Below are 22,876 nucleotides of genomic sequence, written 5' to 3' on the forward strand. Positions count from 1 at the left end.
TCAGGAGGTCACATGAAACGAGTAATTTTATTAGCAGTGATTCAAGCAGTTGTTCTATTTTTCATTATCGGGGCACTAGCTTATGCCTTCAAAGGCGATTTCTTCTACAACTATCTAGCAGTTGTCTTTGCCCCTATTGCAGGTGTACTGCGTTTTGGGACGGCTTACATAACGGAAATTGTCTTGCCTCGAAAGGCAGCCGAAATTGCTGAAAAGCGTAAAGCAGGCAACAATTCAAAATAAAAGAGTCCGGTGAAGTTCATCGGATTTTTTATTGGTGCTAATTTTTAGGGACTTTACTTGATTTTTAAAGTCAGGCAAACTTTTCTGATGATTTTCATGAAGAGCCTGCGCTTTTATGGTAAAATAGTAACAGAATAAAAGAGGAGAGAAACAATGAAACGTAGTATGTATGCTGGTCGTGTTCGTGAGGAACACATCGGACAAGAAATGACCTTGAAAGGATGGGTTGGCCGTCGTCGTGACCTTGGTGGTTTGATCTTTATCGATCTTCGTGACCGTGAAGGAATCATGCAGTTGGTTATCAACCCTGAAAAAGTCTCTGTAGAGGTTATGGAAACAGCTGAAAGCCTTCGTAGCGAATTTGTTATCGAGGTGACTGGACAGGTCGCTGCGCGTGAGCAAGCCAATGATAAGTTGCCAACTGGTGCAGTTGAGTTAAACGTGACAGCTCTGACAGTGCTTAATACAGCTAAGACAACCCCATTTGAGATTAAGGATGGCATTGAGGCCAATGACGATACGCGTTTGCGTTACCGTTACCTTGACCTTCGTCGTCCAGAAATGTTGGAAAATCTTAAACTTCGTGCTAAGGTGACTCACTCTATCCGCAACTACTTGGATGAGTTGGAGTTTATCGACGTGGAGACACCATTCCTTTCTAAGTCAACTCCTGAAGGGGCGCGTGACTATTTGGTACCATCTCGTGTCAATAAAGGGCATTTCTATGCTCTTCCTCAAAGTCCACAAATCACGAAGCAGCTCTTGATGAATGCTGGTTTTGACCGTTACTACCAAATTGTCAAATGTTTCCGTGATGAGGACTTGCGTGGTGACCGCCAGCCTGAGTTCACTCAGGTCGACTTGGAAACGTCTTTCCTTACTGAGCAAGAAATCCAAGATATCACAGAAGGCTTGATTGCGCGCGTCATGAAAGAAACTAAAGGCATCGAAGTGACGCTTCCATTCCCTCGTATGAAATACGATGACGCTATGGCTCTTTATGGTTCTGACAAGCCTGATACGCGTTTTGATATGTTGCTTCAGGACTTGACAGAAGTGGTCAAAGGTGTAGACTTTAAAGTCTTTTCAGAAGCACCTGCTGTAAAAGCAATTGTGGTCAAAGGAGCTGCGGACAACTATTCACGTAAAGACATCGACAAGATGACGGAAGTAGCCAAACAGTACGGTGCCAAAGGTCTTGCTTGGGTCAAGGTGGTTGATGGAGCATTAAACGGACCAGTTGCTAAGTTCTTGACTGGCATCCAAGCAGAATTGACAACTGCGCTTGCTCTTGAAGATAAGGACTTGGTTCTATTTGTTGCTGATACGCTTGAAGTAGCTAATGCAACACTTGGTGCCCTTCGTGGACGTATTGCTAAAGAACTTGGCTTGATTGATACAGACAAATTCAACTTCCTCTGGGTAGTTGACTGGCCAATGTTTGAATGGTCTGAAGAAGAGGGACGTTACATGAGCGCCCACCATCCATTTACCCTTCCTCAGGCAGATACTGCTCATGAACTCGAAGGTGAATTGGCTAAGGTTCGTGCCATTGCTTACGATATCGTCTTGAACGGTTATGAACTTGGTGGTGGTAGCCTTCGTATCAACCAAAAAGACCTTCAAGAACGCATGTTCAAAGCTCTTGGTTTCTCAGCTGAAGAAGCAAATGACCAGTTTGGCTTCCTTCTTGAAGCCATGGACTATGGTTTCCCACCACACGGTGGTTTGGCTATCGGGCTTGACCGATTTGTCATGCTCTTAGCAGGAGAAGAAAATATCCGTGAAGTTATTGCCTTTCCTAAGAACAACAAGGCAACTGACCCAATGACACAAGCTCCTTCAACAGTGGCTCTCAAACAACTAGAGGAACTCAGCTTACAAGTGGAAGAAGATGAAACAAGCAAAACGAATTAAGCGGTGGCGCTATTATCTGCGCCGCTTTGCTCATCAGATAAAAATTTTACGTGTCTTACAAAGCATCTCTCGTGAGAAGTATGACGAGAAGATTTCGGCCTCTCTAGTCTATGGTTTTTTATCAGCAGTAGCGGTCAATTTCTTTTTCCAACCGGGGCATGTGTATTCGAGTGGTGCAACAGGTTTGGCACAGATTATCTCTGCCTTGAGTAATCACTGGTTTGGGTTTCATATTCCGATTTCGCTAACCTTTTACGCTATTAACTTCCCTTTGATGGTCTTGGCCTGGTATCAGATTGGGCATAAGTTTACTGTTTTTACCTTTATCACGGTGTCCATGAGTTCCTTCTTTATCCAGTTTGTCCCTGTGGCAACCTTGACGGAGGATCCTATTATCAATGCCCTTTTTGGGGGTGTTGTCATGGGCTTGGGGATTGGTTTTGCTCTTCGAAACAATATCTCCAGTGGTGGGACGGATATCGTCAGTCTGACTATTCGCAAGAAAACAGGTAAGAATGTCGGCAGTATTTCTTTCTTGGTAAATGGTACCATTATGCTGATAGCAGGTTTGACCTTTGGATGGAAATACGCTCTCTATTCTATGATTACCATCTTTGTCTCTAGCCGTGTGACAGATGCGGTCTTTACCAAGCAAAAACGCATGCAGGCCATGATTGTGACCAATCATCCAGATAAAGTAATTGAGAAAATCCATAAAAAATTGCACCGCGGAGCAACCATGATCCACGATGCAGAAGGAACCTATAATCACGAGAGAAAGGCAGTTTTAATTACTGTCATTACACGTGCAGAGTTTAATGAATTTAAACTCATTATGAAACAGGTGGATCCAGGTGCCTTTGTCTCTGTATCTGAGAATGTCCATATTCTGGGACGATTCGTTGAAACAGAAAATTAGTGACTAAAAAAACCAGCGCGAGCTGGTTTTTATTTTTCGATAATTTTGTGGGCAATCAACTGACGGTAACAAATTTGCTTATTGCTTTTAGCATCGTTGATAATTTGGAGGATAGTTTCAAGGGAAACACGACCAAGTTCTAGGCTATTGATATCAACATAGGCCGCCAAGTTGAGCTTGGGATTGACTGAGTCGAAGCTGAGAACAGGGACATCCAGTTGGTGCTTAGCAATATAGTCACAAACACCTTCAGCTAGAAGGCTATCGATTGTAATGATAGCATCAATCTGTGGGTCATGCTGAAAGAGGAGTTTACTAAATTGATATCCTTTTTCCTCTAGAAATTCATTTGCAAAGTAGGTCAGATTGTCATCAAGAGGCAGTTTGTATTGCTTGAGCGCGGATTCGTAACCAGTTAGACGGTCTTGTGTAACGAAGAGTTTCTTAGAACCTCCGATAAAGGCAATTCGTTTGCATCCTTTTTTGATGAAATATTCGGTTGCATCAAAACCAGCTTGGGCATTGTCATTATCGACAAGAGGGATAAAGGGTGAAATGGATTTTCCTAGAATGAGGAAGGGGAACTGCTCTTCAGCCACCAATTTTACCAAGGGATCTTCCTCTTCAGCATAAAGGAAAATCAAACCATCCACACGTTTACCGTAAACCATTTGTGAGATAGCTTTAAGGCGTTCTTTTTCATCTTTACCTGTTGCTATCTGAATGGCATAGTGGTTTTCAGATGCGACTTGAGAGATGCCACGTAGGACTGATGGAAAGAAAGGATTCTGGTAGAAGGCATCTGAGTCGTCAGGAAGGACCAAGCCGATAACTTGGGTATAACTGCTTACCAAACTACGAGCGTTGAGGTTGGGGTGGTAATTGAGCTCCTTCATAGCCTTGCGAACGCGTTTTTTTGTTTCGTCGCTAATGGTTGATTTGTTTTGAATAACACGGGTTACGGTTGAAGGCGAAACACCAGCAGCCTTGGCCACGTCTTTAATCGTAACGGGCATAAAAATCTCCTATTTATGGTAATCTGGATCACGGAAATGCGTTTTATAAAAGATAGTGACCAGATACAGAACAAAAAGAATGTTTTGTACAGTAATGAGAGTTGTCATATTTTGGCCAAAGAGTCCCAAAATAAGCGTAATCAGAGTTGGTAATCCTAAACAGTTCAAGATAAAATGGTAGCACTCTTTAAAGGTCCTAAATGAAAAGAGGCGTGATTTCTTAGTGATATAAAGGAGAAGACTAGCTCCTAGAGAGACGATAAAGAAATTCAAACCAAAGAGGAAGCTCGCACCGAGAACTAGAAAGAGACTGATATAGACACGATTCTGCTGGTACCAGTCTTTAGAAATGGCTTGGGTCAAGCTATCTTTACTTTTGAAACTCTCAGTCTCAATCGCTCGGTAAGAGACACGGGTCAGCTCTTTACTTTCCTTGCTGATGACGAGCTCATTCGTATCGAAATGCAGTTGCAAGTCCTTAGGTAATTCCTTGCTTGGGCTTGGACCGATTACAATAGAAGGCGCTTGACTAGCTGTTCCTGTATAAGTAAATTTACCATCAACAATTGCAGCATGTTCAGAGAGATCCTGGACAACCTCATCTGTCAATGGTTCATAGACATTATCGATAAAGGTTTCTAGCGGATAAGTATCCTGTGAGCTGTTTTGGATGGCAATGGGTACCATAGACAAGCTGATAAGGAAGATACTGGTAAAGAGAAGTTGAAACCAGTTGAGTCCGAAACGTTTGGACAGGGGCTTACGAAATCCCCAAATACTTGAAAAATAGGAAAATGGATATGGAAGCATTTGTATCTTTCTAAAAGGTGTTTTCTATATGAGTATTATTATATAGAGAAATGCGCTTTATTTCAAGTCTAGGAGACAAATTGCTTGCTACAAGGATATTTTTATAGTCACAAGCTCCAAAATGAAAAAGGGTGGCGGGGGTATATTACCCCTTGTCGCCACCACTTGTAAGTCCTGAAACAAAGTTTTTTTGTAGGAAGAAGAAGAGAATACAGATTGGAAGGGCGATGAGGATAGCACCTGCTGAGAAGTAGGCAATCTTCAAGTTTTTCACATTGCTGACGAAGGTTTGGAGTCCTACGGCAACAGTAAAGTATTCTTTCTCACGAAGCAAGAAACTAGAGAGGATGTAGTCCCCGAAAGGTCCCATGAAGGCCCAGAGAGCTTGTACAGCAACCATTGGGCGAACAAGTGGAAGAACAATTTGCCAGAAGCGGCGGAAGTGTCCTGCACCGTCTAGTTTTGCAGATTCGTCTAGAGACATTGGCACTGTATCGAAGTAGCCTTTCATGAGCCAAGCATTCATCGGGATACCTCCACCAACGTAGAGGAAGATGAGGAACCAGCTGTGGTTAAGGGCGTTCAACATAAGCGCCATAACGAAGAAGGCTGTCAAAGCGGCCATGGTTGGCACCATTTGGATAATCAAGAAGAAGACCAAACTTTGTTTACGAGCCAAGAAGTTGTAACGGCTGTAGGCATAACCAGCAAGTACGATGATACTTGTTTGAACAACCATGGTAATCAAGGCGATAATCAAAGTATTGAGGTACCAAGTACCGTACAAGGTTTCAGTGAAGAGGCCTTTAAAGTTATCAAAATTGAGGTCGATATTAGTATCTAGTTTAAAGGCTGAGACGTTACCTGCTTTAAAGGCTGACATGATGGTAATCAAAAGTGGATAGATAATCACGATTGATAGGCCAATTAAGTAGAGGTAAGTAAGGGTTTGAGTCAGTCTACGTTTGAGTTTAATTGAGTTATTCATCTTAGACGTCCTCCATATCAAATGCGTGTAGTTTCTTGAATGCAATCATAGAGATTGAGATGACAATGATAGAGATAATCAAGGTAACAGCTGCCGCCATTGAGTATTGAGGAGATGTACCTGTTGTCAAACGGTAGATCCATGAGATCAAGATATCGGTTGAACCAGCTCCACCTCCGACACTACCAGGTCCTCCACCATTGAAGAGGTACATGATAGAGAAGTTGTTAAAGTTGAAGGTGTATTGGCTAATCAAAGTAGGTGCCGCAACGGCCAAGATCATTGGGAAAGTGATGTTGCGGAATTTTTGCCAAGCATTGGCACCGTCAATATAAGCTGCTTCGTAAAGGTCGTTAGGGATAGATTGTAAAATACCTAAAGTCAAAACGTAGATGTATGGGAATCCAAGCCAACCTTGCATCATAATCAAGGCAATTTTTGTCCAAGTTGGATCTGTTTTCCAAGGAATAAGAGCACCATCAAGGAAAGGAAGGAATTTAGCAAAGATTGGCAAGACTTGAGTGTTGATAGCACCGACACTATCATTAAACATATTTGAGAATGTCAAGATAGTGATGAAGGCTGGGACAGCCCAAGGAAGAAGGAAAATAACACCAAAGATACGTTTTCCTTTGATAAATGGTTGGTTAGCAATGATAGCTGTGAAGATACCGATTACGATTTGTAAAGTTGAGGCAGCCAAAGCCCAGATGATGGTCCAAGAAAGAACGGAACCGAAGGCAGAACGGAAGGTACTCAAACTCCAGATGTTCGTAAAGTTCGTCAAACCAACCCAGTCCAACAATTTGTTTGGTGGCAAGTGTTGGAAGTCGTAGTTGGTAAAGGCAATCATCAAGGTTACGATAACTGGGAAGATGATTGCAAAGGTCATAGCAATGTAAGAAGGAATAATCAAGAGGTAAGGGAAACCATTTTCATAGATTCCTTTGATCATTTCTTTAAAGGTAAGTGCTACTGGAATACCATTATTAATGTGTTTGGCAGTTTTATGTGCATCTTTGATATTTGCTAAATAAAAGAGTACATAAACAACTACAAAGATTAAATGGAAGGCACCGCGAATCAGCATGAAGAGGGAATTATCACGACCTGGCTTGTCACCAAGAGTGATGAGGTTGCTCAATTCAGGGGCTGCAAGTGCTAGGAAATAAAGGACAAATACGATGGTTACACCAAGGAAGATAAAACCTTTGGCTTTTTGTTTGTTGTAAATCTGTCCTAACCCAGGAATGATAGACAGCAGGGCTGCTTTACTAGGTTGTTGCTTTTCCATAATAACTCCTTTCATAGGATACTGGTTTCTAGATAAAACCTAAACTATTTGTGTTTTCGTTGATAAATTCAAAGGGGGATTTGATTTCCACCCCCCTTGAACAAATTTTTTATTCACCAAATTTTTGTTTGATTGTTTCTTTGATCAATGTTACAGCATCGTTAGCAGCTGTTTTAGCATCTTTCTTACCACTTACAGCTTCAAACAACATTGTTTTAGCTGGGTCCCAAACAGCTGACATTTGAGAGATGTTTGGCATTGGTTGAGCGTTCTTGAACTGTTTGATAACAGCTGTTGTCAACTCATCATTTTTACCTTCAGCGTATGAACGAGCTTCAGTGTTAGCTGGGATTTCATTAGTTTTATCGTAGAAGGCTTTTTGTTGTTCAGTTGAAACAAGGAAGTCTACAAATTTTTGAGCAGCTTCAAGGTTCTTAGTGCTTGATGGGATGATCCAAGCTTTACCACCACCAAATGCTGCGTAGTCTTTTCCGTTTGGAAGAGTTGGGATAGTTGCAACACCGTAGTTTACTTTAGCGTCTTTGAAGGCTTGAGCTTTCCAAGGTCCATCGATGATAGCAGCTGTTTTACCTTCTTGGAATTGAGTTTGGATTAGGTTTCCAGCTCCTTCAGTATCTTGCATACCTTTAGGCCATTTTTCATACCAAGTTTTAGCGTATTCTACACCTTTGATAGCGCCGTCGTTTGCAAGACCGATGTCTTTAGCGTCTTTACCGTTTTGTCCGAATACGTAACCGCCGTTACCAGCAAGAAGTCCGTATGCAAAGTAGAAGTTTGTCCAGTCAGCTAGGAAAGCAGAAGTTTTTCCATCTTCTCCAGCGAATGCGTATTTGCTATCTTTAGCAAGGTTTTCCAAGTCAGCAAATGTTTTTGGAGCTTCTTTTACCAAGTCTTTGTTGTAGTACATAACAAGTGACTCGATAACGGCAGGAGCACCGTAAACTTTACCGTCAGCAGCTGTTACAAGAGATTTAGTTTTATCATCTGTTTTAGCACCGTCGCTCAATTTCACTTCTGAAAGTTGTCCGTCAGTACCAAGGCTACCTACACGGTCGTATGGAGCCATCATAACGTCAGGAGCTTGACCTGATTGGTTGTCAAGAGAAAGTTTGTCAAGCCCACCCATTTGGTCACCAGATTTGATGTTAACTGTTGTTCCTGATTGTTCTTTATAAGCTTTAGCTACTGTTTCAGCATAAGCTTTGTATTGGTCCTCAACGTAAAGAGTGATTTCTTTCGCTTCAGATGAACCAGAATCAGCAGGTTTATCAGCAGTTTTGCTTCCGCAAGCTACCAAAAGCAAGCTAGCAAGTGTAGCAGTTCCAAGCACAGCAGCGCTCTTCATGAATTTAGATGACATAGTGTATTCCTCCTAAAGAATAACAAATTTTATAATGAGGAAACGCAAACGTTTTCCTTTATGGGACTAGTATAGCACAAATAGAAAACGGTTGCAAGTGTTTTTTGTAAAAATTTTAAAAAAATTTCACGGAAAGGGTAAGCGTTTTATTTGTTTATAATAGAAGAAAAGTTAGAAAATATATTTTCATGCTTTTACTGAAATTATTTAGGGAAACGATTGCCTGGATTTTGAACAAAAAATAAATTGCTCTAGACCAAAAGTAGGCTAAGTTGGGCCTTCTATTTGTAGTTGAAGAAGATTTTGTAAATAGAAAAGGAAAATGTATATGTATACATAAAGAAGGACAAGTTTTTTTAAAAAAATAATCAAAAAAGTTTTTTAAAAACGCTTGCAATTATGCTTGAAAAGGAGTATACTTATAAGTAACGCAAACGTTTGCGTCTGTTAAAATACGCAACGTTCCATTATTTTAACACATGAGGTGCTATTATGAAAAAACGTCAAAGTGGTGTGTTGATGCACATCTCTTCTCTTCCAGGAGCTTACGGAATCGGATCGTTTGGTCAAAGTGCTTACGACTTCGTTGATTTCTTGGTTCGTACAAAACAACGTTACTGGCAAATCCTTCCATTAGGAACAACTAGTTACGGTGATTCTCCTTACCAATCTTTCTCAGCCTTCGCAGGAAACACTCATTTTATCGATTTGGATATCTTGGTGGAGCAAGGTTTGTTGGAAGCAAGTGACCTTGAAGGAGTTGACTTTGGTAGCGATGCATCTGAAGTTGACTATGCGAAAATCTACTATGCACGTCGTCCTCTTTTAGAAAAAGCGGTGAAACGTTTCTTTGAAGTCGGAGATGTTAAAGATTTTGAGAAATTTGCTCAAGACAACCAATCATGGCTTGAGCTCTTTGCTGAGTATATGGCTATCAAAGAGCATTTTGAAAATCTTGCTTGGACAGAATGGCCAGATGCTGATGCTCGTGCTCGTAAAGCTTCAGCACTTGAAAGCTACCGTGAGCAATTGGCAGACAAGTTGGTTTACCACCGTGTGACTCAATACTTCTTCTTCCAACAATGGTTGAAATTGAAAGCATATGCTAACGACAACCACATCGAAATCGTTGGGGATATGCCAATCTACGTAGCGGAAGATTCAAGCGATATGTGGGCAAATCCACATCTCTTCAAGACAGATGTCAACGGTAAGGCGACTTGCATCGCAGGATGCCCACCAGATGAATTTTCTGCAACTGGTCAGCTTTGGGGTAACCCAATCTATGACTGGGAAGCAATGGACAAAGACGGCTACAAATGGTGGATTGAACGCTTGCGTGAAAGCTTCAAAATCTACGACATCGTTCGTATCGACCACTTCCGTGGCTTCGAATCTTACTGGGAAATCCCTGCTGGTTCCGATACAGCAGCACCTGGTGAATGGGTGAAAGGTCCTGGCTACAAGCTTTTTGCAGCCGTTAAGGAAGAACTTGGTGAGTTAAACATCATCGCAGAAGACCTTGGTTTCATGACAGACGAAGTTATCGAATTGCGTGAACGTACTGGCTTCCCAGGAATGAAGATTCTTCAATTTGCCTTCAACCCAGAAGACGAAAGCATCGATAGCCCACACTTGGCACCTGCTAACTCAGTTATGTATACAGGAACACACGATAACAATACGGTCCTTGGTTGGTACCGTAACGAGATTGATGATGCGACTCGTGAGTACATGGCTCGCTATACTAACCGTAAAGAATACGAAACCGTGCCACATGCTATGCTTCGTACAGTCTTTTCATCAGTTAGCTTCATGGCAATTGCAACTATGCAAGATTTGCTAGAATTGGATGAGACAGCTCGTATGAACTTCCCATCTACCCTTGGTGGAAACTGGTCTTGGCGTATGACTGAAGAGCAATTGACACCAGCTGTCGAGGAAGGTTTGCTTGACTTGACAACAATCTATCGCCGAATTAATGAAAATTTGGTAGAATTAAAGAAATAATACAATATCAGGAGACATCTTAAACATGTTATCACTACAAGAATTTGTACAAAATCGTTACAATAAAACCATTGCAGAATGTAGCAATGAAGAGCTTTACCTTGCTCTTCTTAACTACAGCAAGCTTGCAAGTAGCCAAAAACCAGTTAACACTGGTAAGAAAAAAGTTTACTACATCTCAGCTGAGTTCTTGATTGGTAAACTCTTGTCAAACAACTTGATCAACCTTGGTCTTTACGACGATGTCAAAAAAGAACTTGCTGCTGCAGGTAAAGACTTGATCGAAGTTGAAGAAGTTGAATTAGAACCATCTCTTGGTAATGGTGGTTTGGGACGTTTGGCTGCCTGCTTTATCGACTCAATTGCTACTCTTGGTTTGAATGGTGACGGTGTTGGTCTTAACTACCACTTTGGTCTTTTCCAACAAGTTCTTAAAAACAACCAACAAGAAACAATTCCAAATGCATGGTTGACTGACCAAAACTGGTTGGTTCGCTCAAGCCGTAGCTACCAAGTACCATTTGCAGACTTTACTTTGACATCAACTCTTTATGATATTGATGTTCCTGGTTACAAGACAGAAACGAAGAACCGCTTGCGTTTGTTTGACTTGGATTCAGTTGATTCTTCTATTATTAAAGACGGTATCAGCTTTGACAAGACAGATATTGCTCGCAACTTGACTCTCTTCCTTTACCCAGATGATAGTGACCGTCAAGGTGAATTGCTCCGTATCTTCCAACAATACTTCATGGTTTCAAACGGTGCGCAATTGATCATCGACGAAGCAATCGAAAAAGGAAGCAACTTGCATGACCTTGCTGACTACGCAGTTGTGCAAATCAACGATACTCACCCATCAATGGTTATCCCTGAATTGATCCGTCTTTTGACTGCACGTGGTATCGAGCTTGACGAAGCAATCTCAATCGTTCGTAGCATGACTGCCTACACTAACCACACAATCCTTGCTGAAGCCCTTGAAAAATGGCCTCTTGAATTCTTGCAAGAAGTGGTTCCTCACTTGGTACCAATCATCGAAGAATTGGACCGTCGCGTGAAAGCAGAATACAAAGATCCAGCTGTTCAAATTATCGATGAGAGCGAACGTGTTCACATGGCTCATATGGATATCCACTACGGATACAGCGTTAACGGAGTAGCAGCACTTCACACTGAAATCTTGAAGAACTCTGAGTTGAAAGCCTTCTATGACCTTTACCCAGAAAAATTCAACAACAAAACAAACGGTATCACTTTCCGTCGTTGGCTCATGCATGCTAACCCAAGCTTGTCTCACTACTTGGATGAGATTCTTGGAGATGGTTGGCACCATGAAGCTGATGAGCTTGAAAAACTCTTGTCTTATGAAGACAAAGCAGCTGTCAAAGAAAAATTGGAAAGCATCAAGGCTCACAACAAACGTAAATTGGCTCGTCACTTGAAAGAACACCAAGGTGTGGAAATCAATCCAAACTCTATCTTTGATATCCAAATCAAACGTCTTCACGAGTACAAACGCCAACAAATGAACGCTTTGTACGTAATCCACAAATACCTTGACATCAAAGCTGGTAACATCCCTGCTCGTCCAATCACAATCTTCTTTGGTGGTAAAGCAGCTCCAGCCTACACAATCGCTCAAGACATCATCCACTTGATCCTTTGCATGTCAGAAGTTATTGCTAACGATCCAGCAGTAGCTCCACACTTGCAAGTTGTTATGGTTGAAAACTACAACGTTACTGCAGCAAGCTTCCTTATCCCAGCATGTGATATCTCAGAACAAATCTCACTTGCTTCTAAAGAAGCTTCAGGTACTGGTAACATGAAATTCATGTTGAACGGAGCTTTGACTCTTGGTACTATGGACGGTGCTAACGTGGAAATCGCTGAGTTGGTTGGAGATGAAAACATCTATATTTTTGGTGAAGATTCAGAAACTGTTATCGACCTTTACGCAAAAGCAGCTTACAAATCAAGCGAATTCTACGCTCGTGAAGCTATCAAACCATTGGTTGACTTCATCGTTAGCGATGCAGTTCTTGCAGCTGGAAACAAAGAGCGCTTGGAACGTCTTTACAAAGAATTGATCAACAAAGACTGGTTCATGACTCTTCTTGACTTGGAAGACTACATCAAAGTGAAAGAACAAATGTTGGCTGACTACGAAGACCGTGACGCATGGTTGGATAAAGTTATTGTTAACATTTCTAAAGCAGGATTCTTCTCATCTGACCGTACAATCGCTCAGTATAACGAAGATATCTGGCACTTGAACTAAGATACAAGTTTATACTAATACATTTTGTAAAAAAGCGAGTTTCGATTGAAATTCGCTTTTTTAATGATGTAGATTTGAGTCAATCTTGTCTAAAAATAGGGAAATCCTAGATACAGTGAAGGCTTTAAATGCTGGTTTTTACTGTCTTCAACCTTATGCTTCTTTGCAGTTGTTTACCTCATATTTCTTGTACCCGCTTACAAAAAGTATTATAATATGATTGTAGGAAAGAAGGTGTTTTTATGTGGAAAAAATATTTTTCAAAATATAAATGGACGGATTTATTTTGGATTTTATTTGTTATTTTGACCTGCCTCTATATTGGTAACCATGATTTGTTTACTCTCAATCATCAAGAATTCTCTTTTCGTGGTAGTTTCTGGGGGTCTGTACTTGCCTTATATCAATTGCTATTCATTGATAAGTTTGTTATCTCGAATCGAAAATAAAGTTTAGGACTATGCTTGACTGCCTACTTTTAGGATTGATTTTGGAGGGAAGATTTTGTCTCTATTATTTATTGCTTTAAATTTATTTATCTTGTACAAGATTTATTCTTTGAGGCGGGAGAAATCGAAATACTTGATTTATACGGCCTATATCATATTTGGGGTAAATGTACTATATGGTATTCAATGGTTATTAAAAGAATTGGTTTCAAATATTTCCACTTAATATGTATGGAAACTATAACAAAACGCATAAGATTAAGGTTTTTGAGTACCTGTTCTTATGCATTTTTGTAATATTGAAGATTTTTGGTAAATTTTATACCTTTGGGAAGTCTAGTTTAGAATGCTTTCCCAACCAAAATCTCTGCTTCAATGGTAATCTCTGTCAAGTCGCTCCAGTCAATTTTTGTCTGGTCAACGTGAAAGAGGAGAGGGGTCATGCTGAGTAGGGCTTGGAGTTGTTCTGCTGTGATAGTATTAGTCAGAGAGGCCGTTTGGTTAGATAGGATGGTAAAGTTTTCTTGGAAATGTTCCTTGATGTCTTGATTAGAATAATCCTTGTTTGTCAGTTGGTCTTGTACCTTTTGGCGAATTTCCTTGAGGTGATTTTCGGTTGGGATAACCTTTATCAGGATGCCGTCTTTGGATAAAACGCGACGAAATTCTCCATAGTTGGCAGGTGAGAAGATATCAAGCAGAATGTCCATGCTGGCGTCTTTTATAGGAAGTCGTGCCAAGTCGCCAACGAACCAATTGACTGCCCAGTTGGGTTCACTCTTGGTAGCGATTTGGACGGAATCTTTGGAAATATCAAAGGCATAGAAGGTTTTGTCAGGATGCCTTTCTTGGAGTTTGCGAGAATAGAATCCTTCGCCACAACCGATATCTAAGACTGTGGTGCTAGTGTCTGAATTTGCTAACAAGTCAGATGCAGTCTCTAAGATAGCGTGGTAAAAGCCGGCTTCTAGAATTTGTTGCCGGTTTTGAAAGTTTTCTTTGTCGTAGTTGGCAGATTGCTTAATTTGAGGGGCTAGATTGACATAGCCAAATTTAGCCAAGTCAAAAGAATGACGGTTGCAGCACTTGAGACTAGTCTCTACCAGAGTCAGATTTTCTTGGCAGATAGGGCAGGCAAAGGCAGTCGCAGAAGCAAAACGCTGGAGTTTAGGTTTGAGATTTGTATTCATAGTTTAAGTGTATCAAAAGAGGCAAATGAAAGCAACTTTAGGATGATTTGTAATAAAATTAAATAGTAGTATAATTACTTTTCAAAGTGCCAAAATTAAATTGCTTTTATATCTAAATTGTTATATAATAATAGCTAGGAGGAAATAAGTATGTTAAAAGAAGTATTGACCGTCGCAAAAGTTGCGAAAAAATCATCACTCTTTTTAGGTGGAGTTGCATTTGGTACCCTTGGTTTGAAAATCTTGGCAAGTAAGGAAGCTAAAAAAGGTTATTCTAAAGCTTTGGCTAAGGCTTACAAGTTGAAAGACGGGCTAGACGCATCTGTTTCTGTTGTGAAGCAACATGGAGACGATGTCTTGCAAGATGCCAAATATTTGTACGAGCAAGAGAAAAAAGAAGAGCAATTAGATAGCCTTATAGGAGAATAATATGTCTTTTAAAGTGCTACATAGAGGATACCAACATATCCGACTATCATCTTCTTTTTCACTCACCTTGGATATTCAAGACTATCTTCGTTCCTTGGCGAGAGATGAAAAGGGGATTGAGTCTATCCAGTTTTACATGGATCAACAGCACTTTACTCTACGTATAAAAGAAGGCTTTTCTGTATTAGATAATGCAGAAGCCTTTTTAAAAAGAATTGATAAAGGGAAAGTTTCTGAGTTGATGACTCTTCCCATTCGTAGAGAAGAGAGTGCTTATTCTATTGTTTCAGGTGCAGCGATTAAGCGTATACTTTTTCGTAGTTTTGTGCCATATCCTATTCGCTATATATGGACTTGTTATCAGGCTTTTGGCTATATTAGAGAAGCCTATCAAACACTAGCGCGTAAGGAACTAACGATGGAAGTCTTAGACTGTTCGGCGATTTTATTGTCCTTGTTTATGAACCAATCCAAGACAGCTAGCAATATCATGTTTATGCTTGATTTGGGGAATCATTTAGATCAGTGGTCCTTGAAAAAAACGGCAACAGATTTAGAACAGAGCCTTCTTGCAAAAGAGAGCGACGTATTCTTAGTACAGGGCGATACGGTCGTTAGTATCAAGAGTTCCGATGTTCAAATAGGAGATGTCTTGGTCCTATCTCAAGGAAATGAAATTTTGTTTGATGGACAAGTAGTTTCAGGTTTAGGTATGGTCAACGAAAGTTCCTTGACGGGAGAGAGTTTTCCAGTTGAAAAAAGAGAGTCTGATTTGGTTTGTGCAAATACAGTATTAGAAACTGGAGAGTTACGCATTCGTGTAACCGATAATCAGATGAACAGCCGGATTTTACAACTGATTGAGTTGATGAAGAAATCTGAAGAAAACAAGAAAACGAAACAACGCTATTTCATCAAGATGGCGGACAAGGTCGTCAAATATAATTTCTTGGGGGCTGGGCTGACTTACCTATTGACAGGTTCTTTTTCTAAGGCTATTTCTTTCCTATTGGTCGATTTCTCCTGTGCTTTGAAAATCTCTACTCCTGTAGCTTATTTAACAGCTATCAAGGAGGGGTTGAATCGTGAAATGGTGATTAAGGATGGGGATGTTCTGGAGAAATATCTGGAAGTTGATACTTTCTTGTTTGATAAGACGGGAACAATCACAACTAGCTATCCGATAGTTGAAAAGGTGTTACCTTTTGGAGACTATAGTGAGGAAGATATTCTCAGAATCAGTGCCTGTCTTGAGGAACACATTTATCATCCTATTGCTAATGCCATCGTCAAGCAAGCTGAGATAGAGGGGATTGAACATGAGGAAATGCATGGGAAACTCCAATATATCGCAAGCAAGGGGATTAAATCTCATATAGATGGGCAACCAGTTCTTATTGGGAATTATGTCTTGATGCAGGATGAACAGATTCATATCAGTTCAGAACAACATGCTTTAATTGAAGAGTACAAGAGTCACTACAATCTCTTATTCTTGGCTTATCAGAATGAATTGATTGGAATGTTCTGTATTCATACTCCTTTGAGAAAAGAAGCAAAAGCAGCCTTGGAGAAACTTAAGGCACAAGGGAAAAAATTGATTCTGGCAACAGGGGACACCTTGGTTAGAACAGAGGAATTAGTCAAAGATTTGCCCTTTGATCAGGTCTATACAGACTTGAAACCTGATGGGAAATTTGAGTTAGTAGAGGAACTGCAGAAAGCAGGTCACACTATTTTGATGGTTGGGGATGGGTTGAATGACTCAGCTGCTCTAACCCTATCAGATATCGGTGTGGTGATGAATGAGAGTGCAGATATTTCTAAGCAGATGAGCGATATCTTATTGTTAGATAATCGTTTGGATTTCTTCCAAGAGTTGGATTGGCTATCATCATCTTTGCAAACACTCATCAAGAAGAATATTCAAGATACCGTTGTCGTAAATAGTAGTTTGATTGGCTTTGGCTTGTTTAATTGGCTCAGTCCTTCAAATCTCTCTATCTTACATAATCTAACAACCTTACGCATAGTCCTGCGTAGCCTGTCTATTAAGGCTAGATAGATGTGATTATCAACAACAAAAAGGAGTTACCTTTCTCGAGGGCAACTCCTTTTTTCTATAGGTAAATGTTGAACAGTTTAGTAAGTCAGTACAAAGTATTTTTTCTTCCCGCGACGGATAACAGTCAGTTCGTTCTCAAGCTTATCTGCGTCGTTCAAGACATAGTCAAGGTCTTGGATACGGTCGCCGTTTACGTAGATAGCTCCGTTTTGGACATCTTCACGGGCTTGACGTTTTGAGTTAACCACACCAGATGACACGAGCAGTTCCACGATATTGTGATTTTCATCTACTTGTACTTGGTAGTTTGGCACACCACGAAGTCCTTGTTTGAGCTCTTTGACAGAAAGGTTTTTGATGTTTCCTGCAAAGAGTTGCTCAGTGATGTTGAGGGCTTCTTTGTAAGCTTCTTCTCCGTGAACAAGTGTAACGACTTCACGAGCCAAGACTTTTTGTGCCAAGCGTTCGTGTGGAGCTGCTTCAAATTGTTTACGGATGTCTTCAATCTCATCAAGTGACAAGAAAGTAAAAATCTTCAAGAAGCGAACAGCGTCTGCGTCCATAACGTTCATCCAAAATTGGTACATTTCGTATGGAGAAGTCTTTTCAGGATTAAGCCAGACGGCATTTCCTTCTGATTTACCAAATTTCTTACCAGTTGCATCTGTGATAAGCGGTACTGTGATTACGTGGCCAGTCTTGTCAGCTTTACGACGAAGCAATTCGGTACCAGCTGTCATATTTCCCCACTGGTCAGAACCACCGATTTGAAGCGTTACGTTGTGGTCTTGGTTAAGAACGAAGAAGTCGTAACCTTGCATGATTTGGTAAGCGAACTCAGTGTAAGAAATTCCTGTTTCAATTCGTTTTTTCACAGATTCCTTGCTCATCATGTAGTTGACAGTGAAGTATTTTCCGATATCACGGAGGAAGTCAATGAAGCTGATGCTGCCAAACCAGTCGTAGTTGTTGACCATGACAGCCTTGTTTTCGCCATTTTCAAAATCAAGAAAACGAGAAAGTTGTCCTTGGATAGACTTGACCCAGCCATCTACTGTGTCTTTTGTTTGGAGACTACGTTCAGCATCTTTGAAGGACGGATCTCCGATGAGACCTGTAGCACCGCCAACGAGCGCATAAGGTTTGTGACCTGCTAGTTGCAAGCGACGACTTGTCAAGATTGCGACAAGGTGGCCTAGGTGAAGGCTGTCAGCAGTTGGATCGTAGCCAGTATAATAAGAAACTTGACCTTCTTCTAGGGCTTTACGCAAAGCTTCTTCATCAGTCGTTTGAAAAATCAAACCACGCTCTTTTAGCTCATCAAAAATGTGCATGTGTCTTTTCTCCTTTTTAAAATTATTGTTTCTAACTATTGTATCACAAACTTGGGCAATAGCCTAGCAGAATAGGGAAGAAAGTGGCTATTTTATTGAAAGTTTCCCTTTTGTGGTATAATAGATAGAGTGAGGAAATCCATGCAAAATCAATTAAATGAATTAAAACGAAAAATGCTGGAATTTTTCCAGCAGAAACAAAAAAATAAAAAATCAGATAGGCCGGTCAAGAAAGGTTCAAGTGTCCAAAAATCTAAATCCTTAGAGAAGCCAGCCATTTTTCCAGCTATTTTACTGAGTATAAAAGCCCTATTTAACTTACTCTTTGTGCTCGGTTTTCTAGGAGGAATGTTGGGAGCTGGGATTGCTTTGGGGTACGGAGTGGCCTTATTTGACAAGGTTCGGGTGCCTCAGACAGAAGAATTGGTACATCAGGTCAAGGACATCTCTTCTATTTCAGAGATTACCTATGCAGATGGGACGGTGATTGCTTCCATAGAGAGTGACTTGTTGCGCACTTCTATCTCATCTGAGCAAATTTCGGAAAATCTGAAGAAGGCTATCATTGCGACGGAAGACGAACACTTCAAAGAACATAAGGGTGTAGTGCCCAAGGCGGTGATTCGTGCAACCTTGGGGAAATTTGTAGGTTTGGGTTCCTCTAGTGGGGGTTCAACTTTGACCCAGCAACTGATTAAACAGCAGGTGGTTGGGGATGCACCGACTTTGGCTCGTAAGGCGACAGAAATTGTGGATGCTCTTGCCTTGGAACGCGCCATGAATAAAGATGAGATTTTAACGACTTATCTCAATGTGGCTCCCTTTGGTCGAAATAATAAGGGGCAGAATATTGCAGGAGCTCAGCAGGCAGCTGAGGGGATTTTCGGTGTAGATGCCAGTCAGTTGACGGTTCCTCAAGCAGCATTTTTAGCAGGACTTCCACAGAGTCCCATTACCTACTCTCCTTATGAAAATACTGGAGAGTTGAAGAGTGATGAAGACTTAGAAATAGGCTTGAGACGGGCTAAGGCAGTTCTTTATAGTATGTATCGCACAGGTGCCTTAAGCAAGGACGAGTATTCTCAATATAAGGATTACAATCTTAAACAGGACTTTCTCCCTTCAGCTACAGTCACAGGTGTATCACGAGGCTATTTATACTTTACAGCCTTGGCAGAAGCTCAGGAACGTATGTATGATTATCTAGCTCAGAGAGACAATGTCTCCGCTAAGGAGTTGAAAAATGAGGCAACTCAGAAATTCTATCGCGATTTGGCGGCCAAGGAAATTGAAAATGGTGGTTATAAGATTACTACTACCATAGACCAGAAAATTCATTCTGCCATGCAAACTGCGGTTGCTGACTATGGCTATCTTTTAGACGATGGAACAGGTCGTGTAGAAGTAGGGAATGTCCTGATGGACAACCAAACAGGTGCTATTCTAGGCTTTGTAGGTGGTCGCAATTATCAAGAAAATCAAAACAATCATGCCTTTGATACCAAGCGCTCACCAGCTTCTACTACCAAGCCTTTGCTTGCCTACGGGATTGCTATTGACCAGGGCTTGATGGGAAGCGAAACGATTCTGTCTAACTATCCAACAAACTTTGCCAATGGCAACCCGATTATGTATGCTAATAGCAAGGGGACTGGAATGATGACCTTGGGAGAAGCCTTGAACTATTCATGGAATATCCCGGCTTACTGGACCTATCGTATGCTCCGTGAAAAGGGTGTTGATGTCAAAGGTTATATGGAAAAGATGGGTTACGAGATTCCTGAGTACGGCATTGAGAGCCTGCCAATGGGTGGTGGTATTGAAGTCACAGTTGCCCAGCATACCAATGGCTATCAGACCCTAGCAAATAATGGTCTATATCATAAAAAACATGTGATTTCTAAAATTGAAGCAGCAGATGGTAGAGTGGTGTATGAGTATCAGGATAAACCGGTTCAAGTCTATTCAAAAGCTACTGCGACAATTATGCAGGGCTTGTTGCGAGAAGTTCTATCCTCTCGTGTGACAACAACCTTCAAGACGAATCTGACTTCTTTAAATCCTACTCTGGCTAATGCAGATTGGATTGGGAAGACTGGTACAACCAACCAAGACGAAAATATGTGGCTCATGCTTTCGACACCTAGATTAACCCTAGGTGGCTGGATTGGGCATGATGATAATCATTCACTGTCACGTAGAGCAGGTTATTCCAATAACTCTAATTACATGGCTCATCTGGTAAATGCGATTCAGCAAGCCTCCCCAAGCATTTGGGGGAACGAGCGCTTCGCTTTAGATCCTAGTGTCGTAAAATCCGAAGTCTTAAAATCAACAGGTCAAAAACCAGGGAAGGTTTCTGTTGAAGGAAAAGAGGTAGATGTTACAGGTTCGACTGTTACCAGCTATTGGGCTAATAAGGCAGGAGCGCCAACGACCAGTTATCGCTTTGCTATTGGCGGAAGTGATGCGGATTATCAAAATGCTTGGTCTAGTATTGTGGGGAGTCTACCAACTCCATCAAGCTCCAGCAGTTCAAGTAGTAGTTCTAGCGACAGTAGTAACTCAAGTACTACACGACCTTCTTCTTCAAGGGCGAGACGATAAGTTCTATAAACTGTGCTAAATGAAGTGGCTAATCAATGGATTGCCACTTTTTTCTTTTTCCCTTTCGTGTTACAATAAAAGTATGAATCAGTATCAGAAAAAGATTGTTAAAGGGACCATTTATTCGCTTCTATCCGGCTTAATCTGGGGAATCTGTGGAATTTTAGGAGAGTATTTCTTTACTCATTATCAGGTGTCTTCGGGCTGGATTACCTCTATGCGTTTAACACTGGCAGGGAGTCTGGTGCTCATTTGGTCTGCAGTGCAATTAAAATCGCAAGTGCTAGATATTTGGCGAGATAAGAAAAATTACCTGCCCTTTTTAGCCTATGCTATTTTGGGGATTTTTTCAGTTCAGTATTTTTTCTATCTCTGTGTAGAATACTCAAATGCAGCGACAGCGACTATTTTACAGTTTATTAGTCCTGTCTTTATCCTCTTTTACAATCGCTTGGTTTATCAAAAACGAGCGTCAAAAAGCGCTATTTTTTATGTTTTGGTTGCCATGTTGGGTGTTTGCCTGATGGCGACAAAGGGAGATCTCTCTCAGTTATCCATGACGCCACTAGCCCTTATAACAGGTCTGCTGAGTGCCATGGGTGTTATGTTTAATGTTATCTTACCTCAACCTTTTGCTAAGCGCTATGGTTTTGTTCCCACGGTTGGGTGGGGGATGATTTTGGCGGGTTTATTTAGCAATGTTCTCTCGCCGGTTTATCAGCTTTCCTTTACTCTTGATATTTGGAGTATCTTGATTTGCCTCATTATCGCTTTCTTTGGGACGGCTTTTGCTTTTTTTATTTCCATGAAGGCTGTGTCCTTGGTTTCTCCTTTGGTGGTTTCCGTTATCAGTGCCAGTGAACCTCTCTCTTCTGCTCTCTTGAGTGTTTTGTTCTTAGGATTGGTAGTGGATTGGTCCCTTCTTCTAGCTATGGCCTTGATTATTTTGCCTATGATATTTTTGTCTATAGAAGAAGCGAAAGAAAGTAGATAAAAAGTCTTTTCTTAATTCTAAAAGTGTGCTATACTAGAATAGTCAATAAAACACGGGGAGATAGTTGTGAAGAGTGTTTTTAGGTTGTATCGGTAGGGGCTTGCTTTTACCGACAGCACGTTTTATCTCACATCCCTAAAAAATCATACCTAAAAACAGACAAAAAGGCTTCAAATTTGAGGCCTTTTTTGGTAGAATAGTTATCATTATAAAGAATGAGAGGCCTTTTATGACTGCTACAAAAATGAATGCTCAAGAAATTATTCAATTTATCGCCAATGCTGAAAAGAAAACCAGTGTGAAAGTAACCTTTGAAGGACAACTCGCAACTGCTGTACCTGGATCTATTGTTAAACTAGGAAATGTCCTATTTGGAGACTGGAAGGACGTTGCTCCGCTTCTCGAAGGTTTGGTAGAAAATCAAGACTATGTTGTTGAGCAAGATGCTCGTAATTCAGCAGTTCCTCTGCTAGATAAACGTGCTATCAACGCTCGTATCGAGCCAGGTGCTATTATCCGTGATCAGGTTGAAATTGGTGACAATGCTGTTATCATGATGGGAGCCGTTATCAATATCGGTGCTGAAATCGGTGCAGGAACCATGATTGACATGGGGGCTATCCTTGGTGGCCGTGCTATCGTTGGGAAAAACAGTCACGTTGGTGCAGGTGCCGTTCTTGCAGGTGTGATTGAGCCAGCTAGCGCTGAACCAGTCCGTGTTGGAGACAATGTTCTTATCGGCGCTAATGCAGTGGTCATCGAAGGAGTTCAAATCGGTAGTGGTTCAGTTGTCGCAGCGGGAGCTATTGTTACCCAAGATGTCCCAGAAAACGTGGTGGTAGCAGGTGTTCCAGCTCGTATTATCAAAGAGATTGATGCCCAAACCCAACAAAAAACAGCGCTAGAGGATGCGCTTCGTACCTTGTGATTTGTAAAAGAAAAATAG

General features: G+C 41.0%; 18 protein-coding genes. 11 read left to right on the forward strand and 7 right to left on the reverse strand.

The genetic code is table 11. From position 1 onward, the window contains the following. Positions 1-12 precede the first annotated feature (12 nt). The 3 genes from OC530_RS09285 to OC530_RS09295 all read left to right on the forward strand — a co-directional run bounded on the left by OC530_RS09285 (position 13) and on the right by OC530_RS09295 (position 3,079). On the forward strand, positions 13-243 hold the full coding sequence (locus tag OC530_RS09285) for a hypothetical protein (RefSeq protein ID WP_000832181.1): 231 nt from the start codon (positions 13-15) through the stop codon (positions 241-243). A 153-nt stretch (positions 244-396) separates the two neighbouring features. Beyond that, positions 397-2,160 (forward strand): aspartate--tRNA ligase, encoded by a 1,764-nt coding sequence (gene aspS, locus OC530_RS09290; RefSeq protein WP_262081144.1) that lies wholly within the window; start codon positions 397-399, stop codon positions 2,158-2,160. Beyond that, positions 2,138-3,079 carry a YitT family protein gene (locus tag OC530_RS09295; RefSeq protein ID WP_101782283.1) on the forward strand — a complete coding sequence of 314 codons (942 nt, stop codon included), beginning with the start codon at positions 2,138-2,140 and terminating at the stop codon, positions 3,077-3,079. Before aspS ends, OC530_RS09295 begins: the two co-directional genes overlap by 23 nt. A 29-nt stretch (positions 3,080-3,108) precedes the next feature. Here the strand turns inward: OC530_RS09295 and OC530_RS09300 are convergent, their stop codons facing one another. The 5 genes from OC530_RS09300 to OC530_RS09320 all read right to left on the reverse strand — a co-directional run bounded on the left by OC530_RS09300 (position 3,109) and on the right by OC530_RS09320 (position 8,568). Then, entirely contained in the window at positions 3,109-4,095 is a 987-nt protein-coding gene (locus OC530_RS09300; RefSeq protein ID WP_262081145.1) for a LacI family DNA-binding transcriptional regulator, read from the reverse strand. Positions 4,096-4,104: 9 nt separating this feature from the next. Then, positions 4,105-4,905 carry a DUF1189 domain-containing protein gene (locus OC530_RS09305; RefSeq protein WP_262081146.1) on the reverse strand — a complete coding sequence of 267 codons (801 nt, stop codon included), beginning with the start codon at positions 4,903-4,905 and terminating at the stop codon, positions 4,105-4,107. A 145-nt stretch (positions 4,906-5,050) separates the two neighbouring features. Continuing rightward, positions 5,051-5,893: a sugar ABC transporter permease gene (locus tag OC530_RS09310; RefSeq protein ID WP_084927101.1), complete on the reverse strand. Its 843-nt coding sequence runs from the start codon at positions 5,891-5,893 to the stop codon at positions 5,051-5,053. Between the two features lies 1 nt (position 5,894). Further along, a complete protein-coding gene (locus tag OC530_RS09315) occupies positions 5,895-7,187 on the reverse strand; it encodes a carbohydrate ABC transporter permease (protein WP_031227879.1) in 1,293 nt (430 codons plus the stop codon). A gap of 109 nt (positions 7,188-7,296) precedes the next feature. Then, positions 7,297-8,568 (reverse strand): extracellular solute-binding protein, encoded by a 1,272-nt coding sequence (locus OC530_RS09320; protein WP_000095466.1) that lies wholly within the window; start codon positions 8,566-8,568, stop codon positions 7,297-7,299. Positions 8,569-9,060: 492 nt separating this feature from the next. Between OC530_RS09320 and malQ the strand changes: the two genes are divergently transcribed. From malQ to OC530_RS10230, 3 genes are all read left to right on the forward strand, one after another. Further along, on the forward strand, positions 9,061-10,578 hold the full coding sequence (gene malQ, locus OC530_RS09325; RefSeq protein WP_112445447.1) for a 4-alpha-glucanotransferase: 1,518 nt from the start codon (positions 9,061-9,063) through the stop codon (positions 10,576-10,578). Between the two features lie 25 nt (positions 10,579-10,603). After that, complete coding sequence (glgP, locus tag OC530_RS09330) at positions 10,604-12,862, forward strand: glycogen/starch/alpha-glucan family phosphorylase (RefSeq protein ID WP_262081147.1); 2,259 nt, start codon at positions 10,604-10,606, stop codon at positions 12,860-12,862. A gap of 242 nt (positions 12,863-13,104) precedes the next feature. Beyond that, positions 13,105-13,311: a hypothetical protein gene (locus OC530_RS10230; protein WP_316043880.1), complete on the forward strand. Its 207-nt coding sequence runs from the start codon at positions 13,105-13,107 to the stop codon at positions 13,309-13,311. Positions 13,312-13,652: 341 nt separating this feature from the next. Here OC530_RS10230 and OC530_RS09335 read toward each other — a convergent pair whose 3' ends face one another. Further along, positions 13,653-14,501 carry a putative RNA methyltransferase gene (locus OC530_RS09335; protein ID WP_262081148.1) on the reverse strand — a complete coding sequence of 283 codons (849 nt, stop codon included), beginning with the start codon at positions 14,499-14,501 and terminating at the stop codon, positions 13,653-13,655. Positions 14,502-14,651: 150 nt separating this feature from the next. Here OC530_RS09335 and OC530_RS09340 point away from each other — a divergent pair, with 150 nt between their 5' ends. Together OC530_RS09340 and OC530_RS09345 are read left to right on the forward strand one after the other, a co-directional pair. Further along, positions 14,652-14,930 carry a DUF6110 family protein gene (locus tag OC530_RS09340; RefSeq protein WP_000910910.1) on the forward strand — a complete coding sequence of 93 codons (279 nt, stop codon included), beginning with the start codon at positions 14,652-14,654 and terminating at the stop codon, positions 14,928-14,930. A gap of 1 nt (position 14,931) precedes the next feature. Then, positions 14,932-16,995 carry a heavy metal translocating P-type ATPase gene (locus tag OC530_RS09345; RefSeq protein ID WP_000008768.1) on the forward strand — a complete coding sequence of 688 codons (2,064 nt, stop codon included), beginning with the start codon at positions 14,932-14,934 and terminating at the stop codon, positions 16,993-16,995. A 77-nt stretch (positions 16,996-17,072) separates the two neighbouring features. On the opposite strand, the gene tyrS is transcribed toward OC530_RS09345, so the two are convergent. Then, positions 17,073-18,329: a tyrosine--tRNA ligase gene (gene tyrS, locus OC530_RS09350; RefSeq protein ID WP_000546889.1), complete on the reverse strand. Its 1,257-nt coding sequence runs from the start codon at positions 18,327-18,329 to the stop codon at positions 17,073-17,075. A gap of 141 nt (positions 18,330-18,470) precedes the next feature. On the opposite strand from tyrS, the gene pbp1b reads away from it, so the two are divergent. The 3 genes from pbp1b to dapD all read left to right on the forward strand — a co-directional run bounded on the left by pbp1b (position 18,471) and on the right by dapD (position 22,858). Further along, positions 18,471-20,936 (forward strand): penicillin-binding protein PBP1B, encoded by a 2,466-nt coding sequence (pbp1b, locus tag OC530_RS09355; protein ID WP_262081149.1) that lies wholly within the window; start codon positions 18,471-18,473, stop codon positions 20,934-20,936. An 82-nt stretch (positions 20,937-21,018) separates the two neighbouring features. Beyond that, positions 21,019-21,930 (forward strand): DMT family transporter, encoded by a 912-nt coding sequence (locus OC530_RS09360; RefSeq protein ID WP_218764654.1) that lies wholly within the window; start codon positions 21,019-21,021, stop codon positions 21,928-21,930. A 229-nt stretch (positions 21,931-22,159) separates the two neighbouring features. Then, positions 22,160-22,858, forward strand: a complete 699-nt coding sequence (gene dapD, locus OC530_RS09365; RefSeq protein ID WP_218764653.1) for a 2,3,4,5-tetrahydropyridine-2,6-dicarboxylate N-acetyltransferase — start codon at positions 22,160-22,162, stop codon at positions 22,856-22,858. Positions 22,859-22,876 lie beyond the last annotated feature (18 nt).

The sequence above is a fragment of the Streptococcus sp. Marseille-Q5619 genome (assembly GCF_946901205.1).
In the GTDB taxonomy this organism is placed as follows: domain Bacteria; phylum Bacillota; class Bacilli; order Lactobacillales; family Streptococcaceae; genus Streptococcus.

Excerpts from the sequence above, each read along its gene's own strand:
- OC530_RS09285 (WP_000832181.1), top strand. The coding sequence starts at position 13 with ATGAAACGAGTAATTTTATTAGCAGTGATTCAAGCAGTTGTTCTATTT.
- aspS (WP_262081144.1), top strand. The coding sequence starts at position 397 with ATGAAACGTAGTATGTATGCTGGTCGTGTTCGTGAGGAACACATCGGA.
- OC530_RS09295 (WP_101782283.1), top strand. The coding sequence starts at position 2,138 with ATGAAACAAGCAAAACGAATTAAGCGGTGGCGCTATTATCTGCGCCGC.
- OC530_RS09300 (WP_262081145.1), bottom strand. The coding sequence starts at position 4,095 with ATGCCCGTTACGATTAAAGACGTGGCCAAGGCTGCTGGTGTTTCGCCT.
- OC530_RS09305 (WP_262081146.1), bottom strand. The coding sequence starts at position 4,905 with ATGCTTCCATATCCATTTTCCTATTTTTCAAGTATTTGGGGATTTCGT.
- OC530_RS09310 (WP_084927101.1), bottom strand. The coding sequence starts at position 5,893 with ATGAATAACTCAATTAAACTCAAACGTAGACTGACTCAAACCCTTACT.
- OC530_RS09315 (WP_031227879.1), bottom strand. The coding sequence starts at position 7,187 with ATGGAAAAGCAACAACCTAGTAAAGCAGCCCTGCTGTCTATCATTCCT.
- OC530_RS09320 (WP_000095466.1), bottom strand. The coding sequence starts at position 8,568 with ATGTCATCTAAATTCATGAAGAGCGCTGCTGTGCTTGGAACTGCTACA.
- malQ (WP_112445447.1), top strand. The coding sequence starts at position 9,061 with ATGAAAAAACGTCAAAGTGGTGTGTTGATGCACATCTCTTCTCTTCCA.
- glgP (WP_262081147.1), top strand. The coding sequence starts at position 10,604 with ATGTTATCACTACAAGAATTTGTACAAAATCGTTACAATAAAACCATT.
- OC530_RS10230 (WP_316043880.1), top strand. The coding sequence starts at position 13,105 with ATGTGGAAAAAATATTTTTCAAAATATAAATGGACGGATTTATTTTGG.
- OC530_RS09335 (WP_262081148.1), bottom strand. The coding sequence starts at position 14,501 with ATGAATACAAATCTCAAACCTAAACTCCAGCGTTTTGCTTCTGCGACT.
- OC530_RS09340 (WP_000910910.1), top strand. The coding sequence starts at position 14,652 with ATGTTAAAAGAAGTATTGACCGTCGCAAAAGTTGCGAAAAAATCATCA.
- OC530_RS09345 (WP_000008768.1), top strand. The coding sequence starts at position 14,932 with ATGTCTTTTAAAGTGCTACATAGAGGATACCAACATATCCGACTATCA.
- tyrS (WP_000546889.1), bottom strand. The coding sequence starts at position 18,329 with ATGCACATTTTTGATGAGCTAAAAGAGCGTGGTTTGATTTTTCAAACG.
- pbp1b (WP_262081149.1), top strand. The coding sequence starts at position 18,471 with ATGCAAAATCAATTAAATGAATTAAAACGAAAAATGCTGGAATTTTTC.
- OC530_RS09360 (WP_218764654.1), top strand. The coding sequence starts at position 21,019 with ATGAATCAGTATCAGAAAAAGATTGTTAAAGGGACCATTTATTCGCTT.
- dapD (WP_218764653.1), top strand. The coding sequence starts at position 22,160 with ATGACTGCTACAAAAATGAATGCTCAAGAAATTATTCAATTTATCGCC.